Genomic DNA, 24,339 nt, shown 5'->3' with positions numbered 1-24,339 from the left:
TCGGGGAGGTGCCGGGCGGTGTGGGGGGCGTGCCTGGACTTCTCCCGGGCACTCGGTCACGTGTGGCTCAGCCGAGCGGCTGCTCCGGCGGGAGACCGGGGCGGGCCAGCACCCGCCGCCTGCCGGGGCCGAGCGCCGGCCGGGTCGCCGACCGGTCAGGGTTCGCGTTCCGCCCAGCCGGTTCCGGGACTTCCACCTTGCCGATGGGCTGGTCGGGGTCGGAGGTCAGCTCCGCGACCAGCAGGCTGAGCCGCTCGGCCCAGGTCTGGACCGTGTGGTGGTCGAACAGGTCGGTGGCGTACGCGATGATCCCCGTGATGCCGGTCGGTCGCCCGTCCGGCTCGTACGACCCCCGCAGCAGGAAGTTCAGGTCGAACTTGGGGGATTCGTGTTCCGGGATCTCGAACTCGCTGATGTCGAGTCCGGGGAGGTCGAAGGCTGCCTCGGTGTTGGTGTCGAAGGACAGCATGACCTGGAAGAGGGGGTGGCGTGCCGCGGTCCGGGGTGGGGCGATGATCTCCACCAGACGTTCGAGGGGGAGGTCCTGGTTCTCGAAGGCGGCGAGGTCTGTCTCCCGTACCCGGGTGAGGAGTTCGGTGAAGGTGGGGTCACCGGAGACGTCGGTGCGCAGGACCAGGGTGTTGAGGAAGAAGCCGACCAGGTCGTGGAGGACTTCCTCGGTGCGTCCGGCGACGGGCGTGCCGAGCGGGATGTCGGTGTCGCCGGTGAGCCGGGACAGCAGGACGGCGAGGGCGGCCTGGACCACCATGAACGGGGTGACGCCCGTCCGCCTGGCCAACTCCGTGACACGGGTGTGGACTTCGGCGTCGATGGTGACGGGGACCCGGGCGCCGTGCCGGGCGGGGGTGGCGGGGCGCGGCCGGTCGAAGGGCAGGTTGAGTTCCACCGGCAGTGCGGCCAGGGCGTCGCGCCAGAAGGCGGACTGGCGGGCTGCCGTGCCGGCGGGGTCGTTCTCGGAGCCGAGCAGATCGCGCTGCCACAGGGCGTAATCGGCGTACTGGACCGGGAGTTCGGTCCAGGCCGGGGTGGTGCCGGCGAGCCGTGCGGTGTAGGCGGTGGCGAGGTCGTTGCCCAGGGGCCCGACCGACCAGCCGTCGCAGGCGATGTGGTGGACCAGCAGGACCAGGACGTGTTCGTCCGGCCCGGTGCTGAAGACCTGTGCCCGTAGCGGGATTTCGCCGGCGAGGTCGAAGACATGTCCGGCGGCCTGGATCACCAGGTCGGTCACCTGCTCGTCGTCGGTGTCCGTCCAGGCCAGGGGCAGCGTGACCGCGTCGGCGGGCACGATCTGCTGGACGGGTTCGCCGTCGATGACCGGGAAGACGGTCCGCAGGCTCTCGTGCCGGCCCACCACGTCACCCAGCGCCGCCGCCAGCGCCTGCCGGTCCAACGCCCCGGACAGACGCAGCACCAACGGCATGTTGTACGCCGCGCTCGGCCCCGCCAACTGACCGATGATCCACAACCGCTGCTGCGCAAACGACAACGGCAGCGCCTTTGGACGAACCCCGGCCACCAGCGCCGGACGGGAGGGTCCCGCCTCGACCAGCGCACCGGCCAGGGCGGCGACAGTGGGGGCCTCGAACAACGCGCGGATGGTGATCTCCATCCCGAGCAGGGCGCGGATGCGGGCGACCAGCCGGGTCGCGAGAAGGGAGTGCCCGCCGAGTTCGAAGAAGTGGTCGTCGACGCCGACACCGGGCAGACCCAGCACCTCGGCGAACGCCGCACACAGCATCTCCTCCCGCACGGTCGTCGGAGCGCGGTGAGTCGAGGCGACCGTGTAGTCCGGGTCGGGCAGGGCCTTGCGGTCCAGCTTGCCGTTGGCGGTCAACGGCAGCCGGTCCAGGACCACGACCGCGGCCGGCACCATGTAATCCGGAAGCGGCCCTGCGGCATGCCGGCGCAACAGGCCGGGCAACTGCGCGATCTGTTCCGGGGATTGACCCGGGGCGGGTACCACATAACCGACCAGACGCTTGTCACCAGGGATGTCCTCGCGGACCACCGCCACGGCCCGGGCGATACCGGGATACCGGGCCAGCACCGCCTCGACCTCCCCGATCTCGATCCGGAACCCCCGGATCTTCACCTGGTCGTCGGCCCGGCCGACGAACTCGAGGGTCCCGTCCGCCCGCCACCGCGCCAGGTCCCCGGTCCGGTACATCCGCTCGCCGGGCGCACCGAACGGGCACGCCACGAACCGCTCCGCGGTCAGTGCGGGACGGTTCAGGTAGCCACGCGCCAGACCGGCACCCGTCACGTACAACTCGCCCGTCACACCGGGGGCCACCGGTTCCAGGCCGTCGTCGAGCACGAACACCCGCATGTTGAAGGTGGGTCCGCCGAGTATCGGCCGCGGTGTGGATCGCGGCTCGGCGAAGACCTGGTAGACCGTGCACTCCGTGGGCCCGTAGAAGCTGAAGCTGCGGGTGCCCTCACCCAGCGATCCGAGCCACTCCCAGAGCGAGTCGGGCACGGCCTCGCCACCGACCACGAGCAGTGCCGGAGTACGGCGGCCGTTGTCGAACAGGCCTTCCGACACAGCGGCGGCCATGTGCGTGGGGGTCAGCTCAAGGAAGTCGACGTCGTGTGCGTCCAGCCAGGTCGCGAGGAGGCCGATGTCGGAGAGCACCTCCGTGCTCACGACGTGCAGCTCGTGCCCCTCCAGCAGGCACGACAGCTGGTCCCAGACCGCGTCGAAGGATATGGAGGTGGTCAGCGCGACCCGCAGCGGGCGACTGTCCGACAGATCGGCGGCGCAGGCGAAGACCGACTCACGGTGAACGGTGATGAAGTTGGTGATGCTGTGGTGCGGTACCGCCACGCCCTTGGGAGTTCCGGTGGAGCCGGAGGTGTAGATGACGTAGGCAGGATGGGCGGGGGTCAGCGGGCCGGTGCGCTCGATGTCGGTCGGGTCGTGACTCCAGGCCGGGTGTGCGGTCAGCTCTTCCTGGGTGGCAGCGTCGTCCAGGACCAGAAGGGGTGCGTCGGCCGGCAGCCATGCCACGGTGGCCTGGAGCGTCACCACGTACGACGGCTTCGCGTCCTCGATCATGAACCGGACCCGTTCCTTCGGGTATTCGGTGTCGATCGGGAGATACGCCGCGCCCGCCTTGAGTACGCCGAGCATCGCCACGACGAGGTCGATCGACCGTGGCAGTGCCATGCCCACGATGTCCTCGGGGCCGACCCCGTGCTCGATCAGGTGGTGCGCGAGCCGGTTGGCGCGGGTGTTGAGCTCGCCGTAGGTCAAGGTGGTGCCGTCGAAGACGACCGCGGTGGCCCCTGGGGTGCGGGCGGCCTGGTCCTGGAAGAGCGCCGGCAGGGTCGTGGGCGGGACGGAGCGGGAGGTGTCGTTCCAGGTGTGCAGCACCTTCTCCTGCTCCGCGGCCGAGAGCACCGGGACCTGGTCGACCCGCTGGTCCGGGCCGGTGGCCAGGGTGTCGAGGACACGGGTGAAGCGTTCGGCGAGCTGCTCGATGCTTGCATGGTCGAACAGGTCGACGGCGTAGAAGACCTCGCCGGTCATTCCGGCGGGCCGGCCGTGCTCGTCGAAGTGTTCGCGCAGGTCGAAGGAGAGGTCGAACTTCGCCGGGGTGTCCTCGTCGGGCAGGACGCTCGTGCGCAGGCCGGGCAGTTGGAGCACGGGATCGGCGTTGTTCTGGAGCGCGAGCGCGACCTGGAACAGCGGATGGCGGGCCATGGAGCGGGCCGGGGCCAGCTCCTCGACCAGGCGCTCGAACGGCACGTCCTGGTGCGCCAACGCGTCGAGCGCCTGCTCCCGCACCCGGGCGAGCAGTTCGCCGAAGGACGGACCGCCGGACACGTCCGTGCGCAGGACGAGGGTGTTGACGAAGAACCCGACGAGGTCGTCGAGCGCGGTGTCGGTGCGCCCGGCCGTCGGGGTTCCGATCACGATGTCCTGGCCGGCGCCGAGCCGGGAGAGCAGCACGGCCAACGTGGCCTGGAGCACCATGAAGACCGTCGCGCCTTCGTCCCGGGCCAGTTCGGCGACCCGGGCGTGCAGCGCCGCGGGGATCTCCAGCGTCACGCTCCCGCCCTGGTGCGTGGCCACCGCGGGGCGGGCACGGTCGACGGGCAGCGGCAGTTCCTCCGGTATGTCGGCCAACGCACCGCGCCAATAGGCCAGTTGCCTGCTCATCAGGCTCTCGGGGTCCGTCGCCTCGCCGAGCAGTTCACGCTGCCAGAGCGTGTAATCCGCGTACTGGACCGGCAGCGGCGCCCATCCCGGTTCCTGGCCGGCCAGGCCAGCCGTGTACGCCACCGAGAGGTCTCGGGCCAGCGGGACCAGCGACCAGCCGTCTCCGGCGATGTGGTGCACGAGCATCACCAGCACGTGTTCGTCCGCACCGGCTTCGAACAGCCAGGCCCGGAACGGCACTTCGGCCGCGAGGTCGAAGCAGTGGCGCTCCGTCTCGGCGACCGAAGCGGTCACGCCGGACGGCCCGATCCGGTCGGCCGGTACCACGGTGAGCACCTCGTCGAGCTCCTCGACCGGCACCACCCGCTGGTACGGCCGTCCCTCGACCGACGGGAAGAGCGTGCGCAGCACCTCGTGGCGCCCGAGGACATCCCGCAACGCCGCGCCCAGCGCACCGGTGTCGATCGCACCGGAAAGCCTGATGACCGCCGGGATGTTGTAGGTGGCGCTCGGTCCCTCCAACTCGTGCAGGAACCACAACCGCTGCTGCGCGGACGACAACGGCAGCGGCTCCGGACGATCCGCGGTCACCAGCGCCGGACGCGAGGGGCCCGCCCCGGCCAGCGCCTTGGCCAGGGCGGCGATGTTGGGGGCTTCGAACAGCGAACGGATGCCGAGTTCGACCCCGAGCAGGGCGCGGATGCGGGCGACCAGCCGGGTCGCGAGCAGGGAGTGGCCGCCGAGAAGGAAGAAGTTGTCGTCGATGCCGACGGTGGACAGCTCCAGGTTCAGCACCTTGGCGAACGCGGCGCACAGGATCTCTTCCTGGACGGTCGTCGGAGCACGGCGGGCGGCCACGACGGCATGGTCCGGTGCGGGCAGGGCCTCGTGGTCCAGTTTCCCGTGATCCGTCAGCGGCAGCCGGTCCAGGACCACGACCGCGGCCGGCACCACGTGCGCGGGCAGCAGCCCGGCAGCGTGCTCACGCAGGATCGCGGGCAGCCGTACGGTGACTTCCGGGTCGAGGCCGGGGCCGGGCACCACGTAGCCGACCAGACGCTTGTCGCCCGGGATGTCCTCGCGGGCGACGATCGTGGCCTCGGCGATGCCGGGATACCCCGCGAGTACCGCCTCGACCTCGCCGAGTTCGCTGCGGAACCCGCGGGTCTGCGTCTGGTGGTCCGCCAGGTCGATGGGCTGGTCGGGGTCGGAGGTCAGTTCTCCGAGCAGGTGGTTGAGCCGCTCGGCCCATGCCTGGACCGTGTGGTGGTCGAACAGGTCGGTGGCGTACTCGAGAATCCCCTTGATACCGGTCGGCCGTCCCTCCGGACCGAACCGCTCCTCGAACTCGAGGTTGAGGTCGAATTTGGCTGTTTCGTGTCCGGGGATCTCGAATTCGCTGGTCTTGAGTCCGGGGAGGTCGAAGGCGGCTTCCGTGTTGGTGTCGAAGGACAGCATGACCTGGAAGAGGGGGTGGCGTGCCGCGGTCCGTGGTGGAGCGATGATCTCCACGACGCGTTCGAAGGGGAGGTCCTGGTTCTCGAAGGCGGCGAGGTCTGCTTCCCGTACCCGGGTCAGGAGTTGGGTGAAGGTGGGGTCACCGGAGACGTCGGTGCGCAGGACCAGGGTGTTGAGGAAGAAGCCGACCAGGTCGTGCAGGGCTTCTTCGGTGCGTCCGGCGACCGGTGTGCCGAGCGGGATGTCGGTTTCGCCGGAGAGCTGGGAGAGCAGGACGGCGAGGGCGGCCTGGACGACCATGAACGGTGTCACGCCGGTCTGTCGGGCGAGTTCGGTGATGCGGGTGTGGACGTCGGCGTCGATGGTGAGGGGTACCTGGGCGCCGTGCTGGGCAGCCGTCGCGGGGCGTGGCCGGTCGAAGGGCAGGTCCAGTGCCACCGGCAGTGCGGCCAGTGCGTCGCGCCAGAAGGCGGACTGGCGGGCGACGGTGCTGGTGGGGTCGTTTTCGGAGCCGAGCAGGTCGCGCTGCCACAGGGTGTAGTCGGCGTACTGGACCGGGAGTTCGGTCCAGGCCGGGGCCGTGCCGGCGAGCCGTGCCCCGTAAGCGGTGGCGAGGTCCTTGCCGAGGGGGCCGACCGACCAGCCGTCGCAGGCGATGTGGTGCACCAGCAGCACCAGTACGTGTTCGTCGGGTCCGGTGCGGAAGGCGTGGGCGCGCAGCGGGATCTCGGTGGCGAGGTCGAAGACATGTTCGGCGGCCTGGACCGCGAGGTCGGTCACCTGCTCGTCGTCGGTGTCCGTCCATGTCAGTGGCAGCGTGACCGCGTCGGCGGGCACGATCTGCTGGACGGGTTCGCCGTCGATGACCGGGAAGACGGTCCGCAGGCTCTCGTGCCGGCCCACCACGTCACCCAGCGCCGCCGCCAGCGCCTGCCGGTCCAACGCCCCGGACAGACGCAGCACCAACGGCATGTTGTACGCCGCGCTCGGCCCCGCCAACTGACCGATGATCCACAACCGCTGCTGCGCAAACGACAACGGAATCATGCAGGCTACCTCGCTGTTTCCGACCGCTACCAGTCGCGATCCGCAGCCGATGGCTCAGGCGCCGAAATCACCGGCCAGGCGTCGGGCCGCAGCGGGATCGGGAGCCGTTAATTTCGGCAGAATTAGTTGGCAAAGATAAAACGGAGTTGTATCGACTTCGCGAGGCTAACAGGCGGCACTCGCCAGGGTGAATGACTCCCGGGCATCACTCGACGGAGCCCGGGAGGCCTGTCTCGCCGGCGAGACGAGGCAAGTGACTTCACCTGTCCGAACGGTGGAATTCCAGGCCGGCGAACTCCCCGCTGCCCCGCCATTCCTGAAGGTGCTGGAAGAAGCCCAGGCCATCGGGGAACTCGGCTTCGTCCCAAAGGGAATGCGGACCGAGATCCGTTCCCTCGTTGTTGGAGTAGCCGGGGGTGCATTCCGTGCCCAGGAACGTGCGCCACTCCGGATCGACTCCCACGTTGCTCATCCAGGCGTCCTCCGCCTGCCGGGTGAGTTCGACGACGTCGGCCCCCGTGGTGACCGCGTGCGCGATGGCGGTGGCGACGGTCTTGGCGGCCTCGGACAGGTTGTGCGAGAGGTTGGAGAACCGCGTCCCGCCCGTGAGCGACTGAACGAGGAACGCGTTGGGGAACCCGTGCACATGGAGTCCGTGCATCGTGCGCATGCCATCGGTCCAGTGCTCCGACAGTCGCCTGCCGTCCCTGCCGACGGGGTCGAATCCGGCGCGCCGGGTGGGCGCGGTGCCGACCTCGAACCCCGACGCGTAGATGATGCAGTCCACCTCGTATTCGGTGCCGTCCACCACGACACCTCGCGGCGTGATCCGCTCGACCCCCTTGCCGTCCGTGTCGACGAGACGGACCGTCGGCTCGTTGTAGGCGTTCAGATACTCGTCGTGGAAGGTCATGCGCTTGCACGGAAGCCAGTACCAGGGCTTGAGGAGTTCCGCGGTCCGTGCGTCCTTGACCGTCTCCTCCACCCGGGCGTGGAGCTGGCCCATCTTGTCGATGTCCGCGTAGTACGCGGCGCCGATCTCCTCGGACGTGTCCGAGTCCGGCCGCGGGGCCTCTCCGGCGTTGCGCCACATCCTGGCCATGGCGGTCCAGCCGTCGTTGATCAGATCCTCGGCCGGCTGCTCGGCCGCCGTCATGTTGGCCGCGTAGTTGTCCAGCCAGCGCTGCTGCCATCCAGGCGTGGCTATCTGCGCGAACCACTCCGGGTCGATCGGCCGGTTGTCGCGGACCTGGATGACGGAAGGCGTGCGCTGGAACACGAACAGTTCCCGGCATGCGGTGGCCAGGTGAGGGACGCACTGCACCGCGGTGGCGCCGGTCCCGATGATCGCCACCCGCTTGTCCCGCAGGTTGCCCAGCGGTCCGCCGGCCGGGTCGCCGGTGTAGGCGTAGTCCCATCGGCTCGCGTGGAAGGCATGGCCCGCGAAGGTCTCGATGCCCGGGATGCCGGGGAGCTTCGGCACGGACAGGTGGCCGAGCCCCAGGCTCACGAACTGGGCGGTGAACTCGTCACCGCGATCGGTCCGCACCGTCCACAGCCGGGCGGACTCGTCCCAAACCAAGCCGGTGACCCGGGTGTGGAAGAGCGCGTTCTCGTACAACCCGTACTGCTTGCCGATGCGTTGGCAGTGCTCCAGGATCTCCGGGCCGCGCACGTACCACTCGGTGGGCACGTAGCCGGTCTCCTCCAGCAACGGCAGGTAGATCATGGACGCGATGTCGCACCGGGCGCCCGGGTACCTGTTCCAGTACCAGGTTCCGCCGAAGTCGCCGCCGGTGTCGACGATCCTGACATCGGAGACCCCCGCCTCCTTCAGGTGGGCGCCCGTCATCAGGCCGGCGAACCCCCCGCCGATGACCGCGACCGTGACGTGGTCGCGGCACGGCTCGCGCTCGATGCGATCGGTGAAGGGGTCCTCGTTCATCTGCGCGAACCCGCCACTGAGGGTCGGGTATTGGTCGATACCGTCCGGCCGCAGTCTCTTGGCCCGCTCGGCGGCGATTTTCGCGAAATGCTCCGACACCTTTTGTTTGGACATAAAAGTCTCTCCTCCGAATGCATTTCTCCGGCCGCCCGGCCAGCACCTGGAATGTGTCGTGGTCGGTACTCGACGAGGCCCGTGGGTCTGTCTCGCCGGCGAGACAGACCCACGGCCGTTTCAAGATCGGATCGAGGTGGATGGCGGGCCGCGTGTCGGCGCGCTGAGCAGAGCGGAGCTCCGCTAGGACGAGGGTTCTCACGCCAAATCGCCTGAACCGGAGCTCCGTTGCTGGTTGAGTCTGCCATCCCCGAGGCCGGGTTGTCCGCGATCGGGGACTGGGTGCCGGCCAGGCCGGGTAGCCGAGCGTGCGGGCGAGCGCCGCGCCGAGGTAGGGCAGGATCGGGTCGGCGGTGCAGCCGGCCGCGATCCCGATCCGTGGACCGGCCGACGCCGGGTCGTCGGCTGATTGGTAGGCGGCGTGCAGCGCGCGGAGGTCCACAGGGGCGTCGAAGAGCGGCAGTGGCTTCGTCGTCCTCCCGTCAGCCCGCGAGCCGGGCGATGGCGTCGGCGGTCTCCAGGTCCTGCTTCACCGCGGTGAGGAAGCGGACCGCGTCGCGGCCGTTGAGATAGCGGTGGTCGTAGGTGACCGCGACCGTGGTGACCGGCCGGGCGAACGGCATACCGTCCTCGGCCAGCGCGACTTCGCTCCGCTCGGCGCACAGGGTCACGACGCAGGTGCGGCCCGGATGGACGATCGGCGCGGCCAGGATGATGTCCGGATCGTTATGCAGCGAGAGGGTGATGGCCTCGTCGGCGAACGCGTCCTCGCGGAAGTTCTGCCGCAGGGCGCTGACTCGGAAGTCCATGAGGTCGTCGGCCAGGTCGGCGATCGGACGGCGGGCGGCGTCCTTGAGCACCGGGATGAACAGCCCGGTCCCGACGTCGACGGTGACCCCGACGTTGGCGGCCGACGCGAGGGTGAGGGTGTGGTCCGCACCGGACGTGGCGAAGAACAGCGGGAAGTCGGCGTGGCGAGCGGCAATGGCCTTGACCAGGAGCTCGACCAGGCCGTATGGGGCGCCGCCGCGCGTGGCGCGGAACACTGTCAGGTCGACCGCGATCGCGGCGAAGGCGGCCGGGATGGTGCGGTGCGCCTCACTGACGACGGCGGCCACCGCGCGCTGGCGCGGACTGAGGCTGACGACGACGGCGTCCGCGGACGCCGCGGACGCCCCAGCCGCCACGGACGCCGCCCCCTGGCCCATGAACCCCTGGTCGATGAGCCGCTGGACGTCGGAGGCCTTCACCACCCGCTTGCCGAGCGTGCGCAGTTGCTCGGTCCGGATGCCGTGATCCTGGGCGAGGGTGCGCGCGGCGTCGCTGAGGATCGGGTCCGGGCCGCCATCGTGGTCCTCGCCCTCGCCCTCACCCTCGGGTGCGGTGGTCACGACGGCGGCCGCCAGGTAGTCGTCCCGTTCCTGGCGGCTGTCGAACAGCAGCCCCACGGGCCGCCCGAACTCGCAGTGCGCTCCGGCCTCGACGAGCCGGTGGAGGACGCCGTCCGCATCCGCGACGAGTTCCTCCAGGGCCTTGGCAGTCTCGACCTCGGCGACGACCGCGTCCGCGGACACCGCGGCGCCGTCGTCGACCGTCCAGCCGACCAGGACGCAGCCCTCGTCGTTGTTGTTGAACTTCGGCAGCAGCAGTTCACGCATGCAACGCCTCCCAGATGGCGCGGTGGATGTCAGAAGCTTGGGGGAGCACGGTCTGTTCCAGGTGTGCGGCGGTCGGGATCACCTCGGCCTCGGCGCTGCACAGCACGACCGGGCGCCGCAGCCGGCCCCACAGCCGCTCATAGACGCGCGCGGCGACCTCCGACCCCCAGGTGCCGCCGGCGGCGCAGTCCTCGACCAGGCACACGACCTCGGCGCCGGCCAGGGCGGGCAGCAGTGGCTCCACGTCGAACGGGTACAACCGGGTCGGAACGATCACCTCGCAGGTGATCTCGTGCTCGGCGAACAGCGTCCCGGCCGCCGCCAGCGCCCGCCGGGCCACGCCGCCGGGCACGATGATCACGCAGTCGGCCGCGTCGTCGCCGTCCGACGCCCGCAGCCGCGCCGGGCCGCCGGCTCCGAACGGGAAATCGGCGACGAACGGCCCGTCCGTCCCCGGCTCGTGCATCGGCTGCGTGTAGAGCACCTTGTCCTCGAACAGGACGGCCGGCTCGCCATCGGCGAGCAGGCCGGCCAGCACCGCCGTACTGTCGTGGAACGGCGAGATCTCGTGCACCGACAGGTGCGGCACGCCGATGAAGTGCTTCTGCAGGCTCTGGCTGTGGGTCGGGCCGTACCCGCGCCGCCCGCCGGTGGGACAGCGCACGATCACCGGGACCTCGACGCGGCGGCCGTACATCGCGACCGATTTGGCCGCGAAGTTCACGATCTGGTCGAAGGCCAAGGTGGCGAAATCGCCGAACATGATCTCGACGATGGCGCGCCCGCCGGACAGCGCCAGCCCGTTGGCCACGCCCACCAGCGACTGCTCGCTGATGGGCGTGCTCAGGACCCGGTCGGGGTAGCCCGACGACAGCCCTTTGGTGATCTTGAAGGCGCCGCCGTACGGATCGGCGACGTCCTCCCCCAGCAGGAACAGGTCGGGGTCGGCGGCGAAGGCCGCGTGCAGCGCCCGGTTCAGGTTCTCAGCGACACGCTCCATGGCTCAGCCCCTCTCCCACACCGAGGCCGGACGGGCCAGGACCCGGTCCACGGCCTCGGCGATCCGCGTCCGCTGCTCGTCCTCGACCTTGGCGAACAGGTCGGGGTCCAGACGCCGATAGGCGTCGTGCCAGTCGTGCTCCCGCTCGGCGGCCACCTCGGCGGCGGAGCGCGTGTCGTCGCCCTTGCTGTGCGGGCCGAGGCGGTGGGTCGCGAACTCCACGACGGACGGCCCGCCGCCGGTGCGCGTCCGTTCGACCACGGGTGCCAGGCGCGCGCGGATCGCGGCGACGTCGCTGCCGGTCACGGACTCATGGGCGATTCCGAACGCCGCGGCCCGCCCGGCGATGTCGCCGGCCATGGCGCGCGCGGTCGGCGTGGTCTGCGCGATGCCGTTGTTCTCCACGACCACCAGCAGCGGCAGCCGCCACAGCGCGGCCAGGTTCAACGCCTCGTAAACGGCGCCCTCGCCCCAGGTGCCATCGCCGATGTAGGCCACGGCGATCCCGGGCCGGCCGGTCCGCTGGAACCACAAGGCCGTGCCCACGGCCACCGGCAGGCTCTCGCCCTGCACCCCGGTGGACAGGTAGGTGCCCCGGAAGATGTGCTGGCTGCCGCCGACGCCCGAACAGACGGCGCCCTCGCGGCCGGTCATCTCGGCCAGCAGGCCCTCGGGGTCGTCGAAGCGGGCCAGGTAGTGCCCGTGGCCGCGGTGGTTGCTGAACACGAAGTCGTCCGGGGCCAGCAGCGGCCCCAGGGCCACCGGCACGTACTCCTGGCCGAGGCAGGTGTGCGTGGTGCCGTTCAGCAGCCCGCGCGCGAACAGGTCAAGGACGGTCTGCTCGAAGTGCCTGATCATCAGCAGGCTGGAGAGGTCGTCGACGTCGATCCCGGCGTCGATCCCGGCGACGCTGATGTCAGTACCTTCTTTCACATTCATGTTCCCGCCCGTCGGAGTTTCGAAAAGATCAAGATGAGGTCGCATGAGTGTCTGGCGTGCAGCAGTCCGGGTCCGCAAAGGTGAACTCCCTGGTGACAGATGTGGCGGGATCACCCGGCCTGATGTGCAACTGACCGCTCCCCGGCAATGCGACGGCAGCAGCGACGGTGCGCTCGTATCGGATGTCACCGGTTCCGACAACTCGGATGGGAGGGACCGAGAGCAAAGCGAAATGCTCCTCCACCCCTGCGGCCGGCGCCATCGCGGCGAGACCGGCGCGGCACGCCTCCAGCCTTCGGCGTGAGGAGTTCCGCGCGAAGACGTTGATCTCGTCGAAGGGTTCGAACTCGGGGTGGAGGAAGTGGTTGGTGTGCTCGGCCTGTTGGGCTTCGAGGCACCGGAACCGGCCGTCCAGAGCCTCCACCCAGACCGCTTTGCCCGCGTCGCAGAGCATGAACGACCGTGAGCTGGCCAGCGGGAGACCGCGGAGGCACTCGACCGCCTCATCGACGGTGGCAGCGGAGTCCAACACGTGGCGAATGGCCAGGTACGGCGGGACTCCGGGTTTCCAGTCGCCGCCGAGGACCAGGTTGAGGCCCACGGCCAGGCCGTCGCTGTTGACCCCGAGATAGCCGAGCAGGCCCGCGAAACTGAGCACCAGGGCCCGGCGCGGGGAACCTGTGAGTCGGACGTCGAGGACGCTGATCTGATCGTCCAGGTCGCCGTTGAGGTCCACCGTCTGGGCCAGGACCGGATGGGAACCGGCCTTGGCGTAGGTGGTGCAGTCGCCTCGCGCCGGGATCTTCCGGTAGCCCAGGATCTCCCGGCGCAGTTGCAGCAGCAGCGCCTGGTCGCGGTGGATTCCGATCCCGTCGGCGAGACCCGTGATCTCCTCGGCCAGCCGTGGCAGCTCTGCCGTGATCACCTTGTCGAACGCGGACAGCACCGGTTCGAGCCCGGCCGTCGTGACCGGTTCGTCCAGAAGCAGGTTGAGGCGGCAGAGCGAGTCGTCGACGAAGCCGCGCAGCGGACCGGCGAGAGCTGCCCCGTGCTGTCGGCCGACCTCATATGGATCGCCGCAGAGATGCAGATGGGTGACGCCCGCTCCGCCGGTCACACCGCCATGCCCTGACGGGTCACCTTCGCGTTGGTGGCCAGCTCGCCCTTGAGCCACGACCACTCACCGCGCAACACGCTGTAGTAGACAGCGTCCCGGCGCCTGCCGTCCGGCATCGGGTTGAAGCTGCGAAGGACGCCCTCCTCCAGGGCGCCGATGTTGCGCAGGCCCGCTCGGGCCTGCGCGTTGAGCTGGTCCGTCTTGAACTCCACGCGCTCGGCGCCCAGGTTCTCGAAGGCGTGCTCGAGCAAGAGGTACTTGGCCCAGCGGTTGATGCCGCGGCCCTGGAAGTCGACGCCCAACCAGGACCAGCCGATCTCCAGGCGCGAGTCCGCCTCGGAGAGGTTGCCGAAGCTCATACTCCCCGCGCATCGCCCCGTCGTCTTGTCGGTGATGTGGAAGACCACACGCCTGCCTGCCGCTTGGTCAGCGACCATGCCCTGGAAAAAGGCGTCGAAGTCCTCCTCCGTCTCGACCAGGCTCACGAAGTAGCGCCAGATCACCGGGTCCATCGCGATGTCGTGGATCGACTCGCGGTCCTCGGGACTGATCGGACGCAGCCTCACGTGGTCGTTCTCCAGCGTGGCCGCGGCCAGCTCCGCCCAACTCACTCTAAGCAGCCTTTCCCGCGTAGCCCGACAGGGTGTCGACGACGTCGTGGAGGGTGCGCATCTCGGCGACGTCGCGCTCGGTCAGTTGCGCGAGGTCGACCGCGAGGTCCTCGCAGAGCCGGGTCAGGAACAGGACCTTCTGCAGCGAGGTCAGTCCGTAGTCGGTCAACGCGGCGTCCGGGTCGATCTCTTGCGGATCCGCGGCCGGCTGGAGCGCGGCCGACAGGTTCTCCCGCGCGATGGTCTCGATGTCACTGGGCATGGATACCGTCCTGGTTGTTCGTGATCTCCGCCTGGAAGGCGGCGAAGATGGCCTGTCGTTTCGGCTTGAACTGCGAAGTGAGCATTCCGTTGGCGATGCTGGGCCGGGGGCTCGCGACCACGACCTTGCGGATCTGTTCGTCACGGCCGAACGAGGCGTTGGTGCGGGCCAGTTGTTCGGCGATCGCCTCGAGGTCGGGCGTGTCGGAGGACGGCGAGACCACCGCGACCAGGGACGTCTGTGCGGGGCAGAACACCACGCACTCCTCGATCGCCGGACTCGTCCGCATGTGCTCCTCGATCGGCCGGACGATCACCTTCTTGCCGTTTCCGAGCACGATGACGTCGTCGGCGCGCCCCTGGATGAACAGGAAGCCGTCCTCGTCCACGTAGCCGAGGTCGCCGGTGCGCACCACCCCGTCCGCGACGAACATCCGCTCGGAGTCGCCGGGCTCGGCGAACTCGTAGCGCCGGTTCACCGGATGCTCGCTGCGGACCAGGATCACGCCGTCCTCGTCGAACAGCACCTGCTTCCCCGGCAGCACCCGCCCCGCGCTGCCCTCCTTGTGGGCACCGGGGTGGTTCTTGCTGACGATGCACGTCTCGTTCAGCCCGTAGCCCTCATAGATGGGAAGGCCCGCGTCGGTGAGGTAGCGCAGCACCTCCCGGTCCGCCGGTGCCGATCCCGTCCACAGGTAGCGGATCCGATCGCCGAACAGCCGCCGCGCGGCCGCGCGGCGCGCCGCGTCCGGCGTGACGCCGTCCGCGCGCGCGGCGTCCTGGCTGATCTGCTGCCTGGCGGCCTCGAAGAACGCCGGCACACCCATCACCACGGTCGGCCGGGCCGTCGCGAGCGCGGCGAAGGCCGCCTCGTACGTGGTGACGGTCGCGTCGTGGCCGAAGCAGAGGGCGGAGTAGACCCAGTACCGCTGCTGCAGCAGCGACAGCGGAAGGAAGACGAAGAGGTTGTCACCGCCCCGGTGCTCGAAGATCTCCTGCACGGCCTGCATCGACGCGTCGATGCTGCCGACGGTGGCCCCGAGCCCCTTCGGCACGCCGGTGCTGCCGGAGGTGAACTTGATCGTCGTCACCTCCTCGGGCTCGTACACGACGGGCTCGGGCAGCTCCGTCCATGTCCGTCCCGCGGCCTCGGCGACGTCGGCGAAGGCTCGGACCGCCGCCGGCGCGCCCGCCGGCACGTCCTGGTCGGTGAACAGAGCCTTGAGCCCGTAGCGCGCCACCAGCTCTCCGGCGTCGGCGAACTTGCCCGGCTCGAAACCCGCGACCACGGCCTTGAGCCGCAGCGCGGCAAGGTCCAGCAGGACCCATTCCAGGCTGTTGGCCGCCAGGATCCCGATGCGGTCCCCGGACTCGACGCCGAGGCTCCGAAGGTAGGCGGCGACACGGCCCGACTGTTCGTACAGTTCGATCAGGTCCAGCGTCCTGCGGCTGCCGAGCCGGAGGAACGAGATCCGGTGGCCGGGAGCCGGAGGCCCCGCCACCACGCGGTTGATCACAGAGTCCGTCATCGTGTGGTCTCCGCGGCGAGCGGCCAGTCCGACGGCAGAGCCGCGAAGTAGGACTGGTCCTCAAGCCTGATCACGGTCCCGGGCGCGACCAGCTCGACCTGGGAGGGCCAGGACGAAAGGTCGGCCGTCCCGAGCGCCTCGGCGAGTCGGGCGGCGAATCGCGGCATGACCGGCGCGGCCGCGCGCGCCAGCAGCTGTGCCGCGGCCAGTTCCAGCGCGAGGGCCGTTCGGGCCTCGTCGTTCCAGTCGGCGATCAGCGCGGTCCGTGCCTCTGCCTCGGCGAACCGCCGAGCGTCCACGACGATCCCGTCCAGCTCGGCGGCCGCACGGTTCAGCGAGAATCCCTCCTGTCCGAGGCTGTCGGCGACAGCGGCGAGCCGTATTCCCAGGCGGTTGAGGAACGCCGTGTGCTCGGGAGTCCAGACGCCGGCGTCGGGGGCGATCCCGCCGTACTGCCCGGCGATCCGTGCGCCCAGGTCGTTCAGCCAGCTCTGCCAGCCGTCCACCAGGACCCTCTGGACGGTCTCCGTGTACGCCTCGAGCTCGAAGTTCGTCCGTTGCTGCTCCGGACGTGTGAGCGACAGGTAGTAGCGCACCGCGTCCACGGTCTCCGGGCACAGGATCTGCTTGCCCCAGACGGCATGGCGTCGGCTGGTGGAGAACTTGCCGCCCTCCAGCAGGTAGAACTCGTTGACGTGGTAGTCGATGTCGGGATTCCACGCCGGGTACGCCGACCGGTAGAGCGCCGGGTAGAGCACAGCATGGTAGAAGCTGTTGTCGTAGCCGAAGAAGTGGACGAACTTCCAGTCCTGCTCGGGAGCGACGGCTCGCCAGTCGCGGCCCAGACGCCCGCCGAGGGCTTCGATGCCGTGGAGGAAGCCGTAGGACATCTCAGGCCAGACCCAGATCACCTGCCCGTGCACGGTCGTCTCCGCGGGTGCGACGCCCCAGTCCGAAGGGTGCGTCACGGGAATGTCGAGGCCGGTACGCGCGAACACCCGGTCCGCCAGTTCGCGGAGTCGGGCCGGGACCCGGCCGAGGCGGTGGTGATCGGTGACCTCCTTGCCGAACTCGTGGAGCGGCAGGACGAAGCGGGAGACCGGCTGCTGCTTCGACGGCGCCTCCGACCGGCTGCTCCGCGGGTCGACCAGGTCGACGCAGACGTTCGGCTCGCCGCATTCTTCGCAGATGTTGCCGCTGGTGCCGCCGCCGCATCCGGGACAACCGCCCGAGACGTCCACCTCGTAGAGGTAGGCGCCCGTCTCCGCGTCCACCAGGGCGGCCGTCTGCCGGACGGCGACCGCACCCGAGTCGACCAGCTTCGAGAAGTACCCACGCAGGCCGTCCCGGTAGCCGGGGTCCTCGTTGGTCACGGTGTACTGGTCGACCTCGATGTCCATCAGACGGAGCGTCGCGGCGATCTCGGCGCTGTAGTGCTCGGCGGTACGCGCCGGTTCGCGCTCCTCACGGCGGGCGCAGTCGACCACGTAGCTCTGGAAGTCGTCGCTCCCGGTGAGGTGCCATACCTCAGTGCCCTGCATGCGTTGGAACCGGACGTAGGCGTCCGCTCCCAGGTAGGGACCGGACAGGTGACCGAGGTGGAGGTCGCCGTTCGGAGTGGGCGGGGTCGAGAAGACGAAGACCGGCCTCTCGTGGAACCGGCGGCGCGTACCGCCTGCCGCTGCGGCCTGGGCGGCGCGCACCGGGTCGCGCCAGTACAGGTCGAAGAAGACCAGGTCGACGTCGCCGTCGTTCTCGATGACGTGCGTCTCGAAGGGCTCGAACTGGCACACCGTTCCCGGCTCCACCCGGATGCGGCGGCCGTCGAAAGCCACCCATCCGGTTCCGGCGACGACGACGAACATCTCGATCTCGTCGTGCTGGTGCGGATCGGAGGTGACGCCCGGAGCGACCCGGCCCCAGCCGGCTCCGGCACTCATCGACTCCACGGAGCTCATCTCGATGCCGAATGCCTGGTGCAGTTCCTCAGCGGAGAAGACGCTCACGTTCATTGCTGGCCCCCTTGGTGGGAAACGTTCTCAACGGCTCTACGGAGCAGGTGCGCTGCCTCTGCGGCGATGGCGGGTGCGAGCCTGTAGCCGGAGCCGTTGGCGGCACCCGCGAACACCAGTCGGCCTTCCTCGTCCAGTGCGCGTACCAGCGGCTCCCGATCCGCGCTGTACGCATCGCAGAACACCCTTCCGCTGCGGGCGGAGTCGGCCAGGCGGGGGGCGCGGCGGAGCAGCACCTCGCGGGCCTCGGCGAGGTCCGACGCGGAGACGCTGCCGGTGAGCCGGTCGGGGTCGACGTCCCAGACCTGGCTGGTGTAGCTGAAGAGCCAGCGCCGCTGCTCGTGGAGTGGGAGCAGGAACGCGTCCTCGTCATGGAAGACGACGACTCCGTCCTCGGCCGCGGGCGGCTGTTCGATGTGCAGCGCCACGACCTTCTTCACCCTGGCGCCCAAGGGCGCGAGCCGTTCCCGCCAGGCCGGTGCGGCCAGCCACGGGCCGGGTGCGAGCACGACCGCGTCGGCCGTGACGCGTTCTCCGGTGCCGAGCGCGAGTTCGTATCCGTTCCCGGCCTGGTCCAGAGCGGCGACGCAGACCCCGTCCCGGAAACTCGTCCCCGGCCGCAGCGACCGGGCCAGTGCTCGGGCCAGTGCGCCGACGTCGGCGTACTGGCAGCCCTCGCCCTTCCAGGCCGCCGTCTCGTCCGACAGTGGCGGCAGCCAGTCCGGCAGCGCGTCCACGCGGGACATCCGGGCCTCGTCGAGATAGGCCGCCTCCACCTGGCCCGCGCTCGCGCGGTCGGACACCACCAGCATGGGAACCGGGTGGATCGGCAGAGTCGGATCAGCGTCCAGCAGAGCCCGGTAGCAGGCCTGGCTGTAGCCGGACATGCGGCGGACACGCTCCGTCGCGCCACGGGGGAAGTGCAGACCGGCCGAGCGGCGGCTGGCTCCGGATCCGACGGCGTCTTGGTCGAGCACCAGCACGGAGGCGTTCGGAGCCCGAAGCACCAGCTCCCGTGCGATCGTGCACCCGATGATTCCGCCGCCCACGACTGCGAAGTCGACATGCGTCATGGCTCATCCCACGCTCTCGTCGGGGCTGAGCTTCGCCGACCATTCGATGAACGAAGGAACCGTGTCGTCGCTGCGTACACATCGAACGCGGTCGATGATCCGCTGGCTCCGCCAGGCAAGCAGGCTGAGGTTCTTGTCCGCCAGTCCGCGCTGTCGCAGAGCCGCGTTCTGGAGGAAGATGCTTCGGTTCGAAGGGCCGTCCCACATCACGGCGAAATCACTGTCGATGCGGTACTCGTCGCCCTCACGCTCGAGTCGGTTCGCGATCGGCGCGAGGAAGTCGGGCGCAACGGTGCGGAACCCGGTCGCCCAGACCACTACGTCGGCGTCGACCTGCCCGAGGACCGCCGGATGGTTGCTGTTGGACAGCTTCAACGACCACGCGTTGTCGGAGGCGGAGACCGCGATCACGTTCCGGTTCGGGTACAGCGAGACCAGGTCGGTGTTGCCGTGGATGAACCGCTCGGCATAGATGCGCTGATAGATCTCGCGGAGTGTGCCCTCGGAGATGCCGTCACTGGTGAGGACGTGCTCCCGGTTGAACGATTCGCGCGTCCCCTGGTCCAGCCTGGCGAAGTAGTCCGAGTAGCCGGGCATGTAGAAGTCGTTGGTGAAGGGCGAGTCGTCGATGGGGTAGAAGTTGCGGCGACGTGACACCCACGAGACCCGGCGCGGTCGCTCAGTGGACGGACGCGAGATGAGGTCGAGGAACGCCTCGGCGCCCGACTGGCCTCCGCCGACCACGCAGACTCTCTTCCCCGCCAAGTCGCGGCTGAGAGGCACGAATTCGCTGACGTGGAACTGAGTGAGGCCGAGGTGGTCACGGGCTTCCGCCGGCACCCAGGCATTGCTGCCGATGCCAATTGACACGTTGTTCGCCGTGACGGTGCGCCGGTTGGTGCGCAGGACGAATACGCCGTCGAAGTCGACGGAGACGACCTCCTCTCCGAATACCACGTTCTGGTTGCGCCGGCTGGCCCATTCCAGGTAGTTGCGGAACTCCTGCCGCGGCACCGCGCTGAACTGAGCATTGATGAAGTGGTAGACCCGCCCTTTGTCCTTCAGGTAGGACAGGAACGAAAAGGGACTGGTCGGGTCCGACAGACTCACCAGATCCTTGAAAATGGATACCTGGAGGGTCGCATCGGGGATCTGCTGTCCATCATGCCAACTGAACTCCTCACGCTTCTCAAGGAAGAGATTCGGCAGCCCCGGACAACCGTGCAACAGAGATGCAAGACTCAGGTTCGCAGGGCCGACGCCGACGCCGACACACTCGTAGTGCTGTTGGTCACTCATGGCTCTCCCCGTGTATGCATCAAATGTCTTTCCGTACCCGGCAGCCAGGGTGAGCCAGGATGTATGGATACGGATCTGCCCGTGTCATTGCTACGACAGGGGAGGACAAGTCAGCGCTCCACTCGACTTGCACTGCGTCCGGATGCTGCTCGGGATCGGCCCGCGTGCGGCCGTCGTCCCAGCGCGTCCGCGATGATCATCTTCTGGACCTCGGACGCTCCCTCGTAGATACGCAGGGACCTGACCTGCCGGTACAAGCGCTCGGGGACGCTGTCGGCAACCAGGCCGGCTGCCCCGTGGATCTGGACGGCAGCGTCGACGATCTCCTGTGCGGCCTCGGTGGCGGCCAACTTGGCGATACTCGAGTGCTTCGCGTAGCCGGGGTTCTTGTGGTCGAGTTCCCACGCAGCCCGCGCGACCAGCATCGCAGAGTAGTTCAGCTTTATTTCCATGTCGGCAAGCGCACCCTTCACCAGCTGAAGGTCCATCAGCTTGCCGCCGTGGATCCGCCGCTCACGGGCCCGCTGGACTGCCGAGTCGGCAGCGCGCCGCGCAAACCCCACCGCGGCCGCCCCCACCGTCATCCGGAATCGCTCCAGCAGGTCCGTCGCGACCACGAACCCCTGTCCGGGGCGTCCGAGTACGCTCGATTCGGGGACCAGGCAGTCTTCGAAGGCCAGGTGTCCGAACGAGCGCGGAGCAACCAACCGCACCTCCTCCAGCACCCGGACTCCAGGCGTACGCGCCGGCACCAGAAACGCCGTGAGCCCCAGCGCACCGGGTCCCCCACCCGTTCGCGCGATCACGCAGTGCAGATCCGCGATGCCGGCATTGGCGATCCAGGCCTTTCGGCCGTTCAACAGATAGCCGTCGGACACTCGGTCGGCAGTCAGACCGACTGCCGAGATGTCGGAGCCGGCCTCCTCCTCCGAGATCGCGAACGATCCCGTCACCTCGCCCGACGCCATTCGCGGCAGATACTCCAACTGCTGCTCACTGTTTCCGTATTGGACGATCGGGGTCGCCGACAGCGCTTGGATGGAGAAGGCGAAGTCCGCCAGATCGTCGGCGTACGCAAGGATCTCCCTGGCCAGACAGATCGAGCGGTGGTCACCGGCGGCGGACCCTTTCGCGGGATCGAGGAATCCCAGCCATCCGGCGGAGCCGAGCGCGCTCAGGATCTCCCTGCCGGCCTTCTCCGGGGTCTGCTCCAGAGGACGTGACCAAAGGCCGGAATGACCGGCGCACCAGTCGGCGAGCTCCACGGCCAACGTGCGGTGCTGCTCCTCGTAGAACGGCAACGCCAGGATGTCCTCATCGAGACCACTGAGCAGCGCGTAAGTCATGTCGCCCTTTCAGATCCGCAGGTCAGCATCGGTCGAGAAACGGCCGCGACCCCGGCGGCGCCTTGATCAGGCGATGCTCGATGAAAGTTACGCGGCCGAGGCGCAGCCCCGCCAGATCCGCCGCCTCTCGCGGCACCACGCCGATGTCGGCGCCGTGACGGGCCTCCTCCCATCAGGAAACGACGATGGTCGTGGACTCACGGGCATGACAGACGGCGAAATCGTGGATCACTGGGCGCGTCTTCAATTCACCGATATCGGTTGATCACCTTGTGGCGGGGATTCGGCAAGAAGGCACGGAACCTGATGATCGTCTGGTGTCGGAAACCGTACGACCGCAGCATCCGCGCTCCGCCTGCCGTCTTCGCCATGAGCCTGCTGCGACGTGTCGGCCGACGCATGTCTCGCCAGCGAGACAACGCCCCCCGCCGACCATTCCGAAGATGCCGGTTCGAGTGCTAGCGCGTCTGCTTGCGGAGCAGAACCCCGTACCGTACTCCAGGAACCGAGGCGGCCAGCAGGTAGTGGCCGTTGTCGCGAAGGCGACCGGCTGCTGCGAGGTCCGTCAGGTTGATGATCGGGTCAGCGGCGAAGCAGTGGCCCACCCGTGCGATGTTGTCTGTGTACAACTGCGCTGCGGCAAATCCCGCCTGAAGCTCTTTCATCACGATGATGGCTTCGAAGATATTGGCGTGCATGAGGATGTCGACCTGGTCGATTCCGATGGACGCACGTTTCATCAGCTGCGTGTTCACGCGGCGGGAGAGGTCCGGACTGATCTGGTTCGACCAGTCCAGGTCCTTCAGCTCGTGCGCTGCGGCACTTGCGACGATCTCGTACTCCCCGTCGGTGTCCGACACCAGCACACCGGCCGCGCCATCGCTGAACAGGGCGAACTTGGCCAGTCTTTCCGCCTCGACAGTGACTCGATCGGTGGTGATGACCAGGACCCGCCGATGGATTCCGGCAGCTACGAAGGCCTCGGCGACTCGCAGGCCCGCCAGCAGGTTCGTGCATCGGTCGAGCGTGATGCCGAGGAAGTCGGTCTCACACGTTCCCAACCCCTCCGAGATGGTCCGCACGAAACTGCCGTGGCTGTCCGGCCCCCCTGGAAAACTGGTGCAGCACAGCACCAGTGCGTCGACGGAGGAGGGGTCGACGCCGGCGGCGCGGAGAGTCGCCTTGCCCGCCTCGACCGCCAGGTCCTCCAGCGACTTGTGGCTCCGGTGCACATGGCCCCAGCCCCAGAGCTCCGGGGCATACGGCACCCCTAGTTCACCGGCCCGCGCCTCCAGATCCGGAGTCTCGGTATGGTGCGACGCGACCTCCCCCAGCACGTACTGCGGTCCGCTCAGGAAGACAGAGGAGGAACTCATCGAGGCTCCACAACGGGATGTGTATTTGGTCGGTCAAGCCACGGCGGTGGCCGGCTCGGCCTCGGGCCCGGCACCCGCCGCCGATTCGCCCGACCGGGCCTCCTCGATCATGTACAGGTCCCGCATCCTCCGGAGCGGCGAGAAGAACACCTACAACCCCGCACACCAGCAACCGATCACCGAGACCCAAACCGTCTCACGGCCCCCACCGCCGTGCCCAGCATGCCGCCGACGACCACGCCGACCGGCATCCGGCCCCATAGGTGACCTGCGCGACGTTGAAGACATGCCGCCGACCGCCGACCCCGAGAAGACGAGGCCGACGCCCGCGGGGGTGACGTGCAGCACCCGGACCAGGAAGACGATCTCCATTGCGCCGATCATCGAGCCGAAGACGTTGAACGTGCTCATGGAGCACACCACATTGCGCAGAATCGGGTACTTGACGACGAATCAGAACCCGTCGGCGATCTCCCGCTTCATCTTCCGGCCCTCGGCGCGCGGCTCGGGCGCCGGCTTGCGGATCAGGAACAGCGACAACGCTGACAACGCCTACGTGGCCGCATCCGCGCAGTTCGCGCGCGGCGCGAGCAGCCCGACGAGCCCGCCACCGATCGACGACACCGGCCGGGAGGGAGACCGACGAGCCGAGTTAACTGGCGGCCTGCCCACTCCACAAGAGCATGAAGTCTCGGTTGTACCAGAGGGACTTCTTGGGAATCGCGTCCTCGGCTTTGTCGATCACGTGCGTGTCGGGGAGGCCGAGCTCAGTCCGCGGGCGTTGTCTCGGATCCGGGTCCGAGTCCGGCCGCCAGGCGCTCCATCCCCGCGTCGTCCAGGCCGTCGAGGGTCGCCAGCAGCTGCGCGGCCGCCTCCGGAGAGGCGTCGTCGAGGTCTGCCCCGGCGGGTCCGCCGGCAACCGGTCCGGCAGCGAACGCGGCGACAGACCCACCTTCCGCCCGCACCCGCGCCGTCAGGCCATCCAGGGTGAGGTCCAGCAGCTCGCCAGCCGGGACGTCCACACCGAGGTCGGTCCGCAGCCGGCTCCACAGCTCGATGGCCGCGAGCGAGTCGAACCCGAGCGAGACCAACGGGACGTCCCAGCTGAACGGGTCGGTCAGTCGCGCCCGGATCAGCCCGTCGAGATAGCCGCGGACGGCCACGAGGCCGTCGCCGTTGCCGATCGTCACCTGCCCGCCGCCTCTCTGCCGTGACTCATCGGCCATCTCCCTGATCCTCGAACTGGGTTCGCCATGTCTCTCCTGTGCAAACAATCCGACACTCGACATCCGAACGGCGGCCGACACCACTTCGCCGCGGCACACGAATACCCTCGCAGGCCCTCCCCAGGCTGCGCCTGTCTCGCCG

General features: G+C 68.9%; 17 protein-coding genes. 1 reads left to right on the top strand and 16 read right to left on the bottom strand.

Features of this window, described 5'->3' with window-relative positions; genetic code table 11:
- Nucleotides 1-67: 67 nt before the first annotated feature.
- From ACIA8X_RS17500 to ACIA8X_RS17440, 13 genes are all read right to left on the bottom strand, one after another.
- Entirely contained in the window at nt 68-6,691 is a 6,624-nt protein-coding gene (locus ACIA8X_RS17500) for an amino acid adenylation domain-containing protein (protein WP_399458628.1), read from the bottom strand.
- Between the two features lie 259 nt (nt 6,692-6,950).
- Complete coding sequence (locus ACIA8X_RS17495) at nt 6,951-8,750, bottom strand: flavin-containing monooxygenase (RefSeq protein ID WP_399458627.1); 1,800 nt, start codon at nt 8,748-8,750, stop codon at nt 6,951-6,953.
- Nucleotides 8,751-9,232: 482 nt separating this feature from the next.
- A complete protein-coding gene (locus ACIA8X_RS17490; protein WP_393448023.1) occupies nt 9,233-10,408 on the bottom strand; it encodes a 2-oxo acid dehydrogenase subunit E2 in 1,176 nt (391 codons plus the stop codon).
- Entirely contained in the window at nt 10,401-11,408 is a 1,008-nt protein-coding gene (locus tag ACIA8X_RS17485) for an alpha-ketoacid dehydrogenase subunit beta (RefSeq protein WP_393448021.1), read from the bottom strand. The genes ACIA8X_RS17490 and ACIA8X_RS17485 overlap by 8 nt, the downstream gene beginning before the upstream one ends.
- A gap of 3 nt (nt 11,409-11,411) precedes the next feature.
- Entirely contained in the window at nt 11,412-12,347 is a 936-nt protein-coding gene (locus tag ACIA8X_RS17480; RefSeq protein WP_393448019.1) for a thiamine pyrophosphate-dependent dehydrogenase E1 component subunit alpha, read from the bottom strand.
- 28 nt (nt 12,348-12,375) lie between these two features.
- Nucleotides 12,376-13,464, bottom strand: coding sequence for a C45 family autoproteolytic acyltransferase/hydolase (locus ACIA8X_RS17475; RefSeq protein WP_393448017.1), 1,089 nt, complete (start codon nt 13,462-13,464; stop codon nt 12,376-12,378).
- Nucleotides 13,461-14,075 (bottom strand): GNAT family N-acetyltransferase, encoded by a 615-nt coding sequence (locus ACIA8X_RS17470; protein WP_399458626.1) that lies wholly within the window; start codon nt 14,073-14,075, stop codon nt 13,461-13,463. Before ACIA8X_RS17470 ends, ACIA8X_RS17475 begins: the two co-directional genes overlap by 4 nt.
- 1 nt (nt 14,076) lies before the next feature.
- Complete coding sequence (locus ACIA8X_RS17465) at nt 14,077-14,337, bottom strand: acyl carrier protein (RefSeq protein ID WP_399458625.1); 261 nt, start codon at nt 14,335-14,337, stop codon at nt 14,077-14,079.
- Entirely contained in the window at nt 14,327-15,865 is a 1,539-nt protein-coding gene (locus tag ACIA8X_RS17460) for an AMP-binding protein (protein ID WP_399458624.1), read from the bottom strand. The genes ACIA8X_RS17465 and ACIA8X_RS17460 overlap by 11 nt, the downstream gene beginning before the upstream one ends.
- Complete coding sequence (locus tag ACIA8X_RS17455) at nt 15,862-17,877, bottom strand: class I tRNA ligase family protein (RefSeq protein ID WP_399458623.1); 2,016 nt, start codon at nt 17,875-17,877, stop codon at nt 15,862-15,864. Before ACIA8X_RS17455 ends, ACIA8X_RS17460 begins: the two co-directional genes overlap by 4 nt.
- On the bottom strand, nt 17,874-18,950 hold the full coding sequence (locus tag ACIA8X_RS17450) for an NAD(P)/FAD-dependent oxidoreductase (RefSeq protein ID WP_393448007.1): 1,077 nt from the start codon (nt 18,948-18,950) through the stop codon (nt 17,874-17,876). The genes ACIA8X_RS17455 and ACIA8X_RS17450 overlap by 4 nt, the downstream gene beginning before the upstream one ends.
- Nucleotides 18,951-18,953: 3 nt before the next feature.
- On the bottom strand, nt 18,954-20,249 hold the full coding sequence (locus ACIA8X_RS17445; protein WP_393448005.1) for a lysine N(6)-hydroxylase/L-ornithine N(5)-oxygenase family protein: 1,296 nt from the start codon (nt 20,247-20,249) through the stop codon (nt 18,954-18,956).
- Between the two features lie 110 nt (nt 20,250-20,359).
- A complete protein-coding gene (locus tag ACIA8X_RS17440; RefSeq protein ID WP_393448003.1) occupies nt 20,360-21,595 on the bottom strand; it encodes an acyl-CoA dehydrogenase family protein in 1,236 nt (411 codons plus the stop codon).
- Between ACIA8X_RS17440 and ACIA8X_RS17435 the strand changes: the two genes are divergently transcribed.
- Entirely contained in the window at nt 21,594-21,860 is a 267-nt protein-coding gene (locus tag ACIA8X_RS17435; protein WP_393448001.1) for a hypothetical protein, read from the top strand. The two genes, ACIA8X_RS17440 and ACIA8X_RS17435, sit on opposite strands and share 2 nt — an antisense overlap.
- 193 nt (nt 21,861-22,053) lie before the next feature.
- On the opposite strand, the gene ACIA8X_RS17430 is transcribed toward ACIA8X_RS17435, so the two are convergent.
- The 3 genes from ACIA8X_RS17430 to ACIA8X_RS17420 form a co-directional block, all read right to left on the bottom strand.
- The gene (locus ACIA8X_RS17430) at nt 22,054-22,971 is read right to left on the bottom strand and encodes a 3-oxoacyl-ACP synthase (protein WP_393447999.1); all 918 of its coding nucleotides are present in this window, start codon (nt 22,969-22,971) and stop codon (nt 22,054-22,056) included.
- A gap of 150 nt (nt 22,972-23,121) precedes the next feature.
- Entirely contained in the window at nt 23,122-23,382 is a 261-nt protein-coding gene (locus ACIA8X_RS17425; protein ID WP_393447997.1) for a hypothetical protein, read from the bottom strand.
- A gap of 356 nt (nt 23,383-23,738) precedes the next feature.
- Complete coding sequence (locus ACIA8X_RS17420) at nt 23,739-24,197, bottom strand: acyl carrier protein (protein WP_393447995.1); 459 nt, start codon at nt 24,195-24,197, stop codon at nt 23,739-23,741.
- Nucleotides 24,198-24,339 lie beyond the last annotated feature (142 nt).

Source organism: Streptomyces sp. NPDC051738, from assembly GCF_044453205.1.
GTDB lineage: Bacteria > Actinomycetota > Actinomycetes > Streptomycetales > Streptomycetaceae > Streptomyces.
This window is presented reverse-complemented; position numbering and strand designations above follow the sequence as displayed.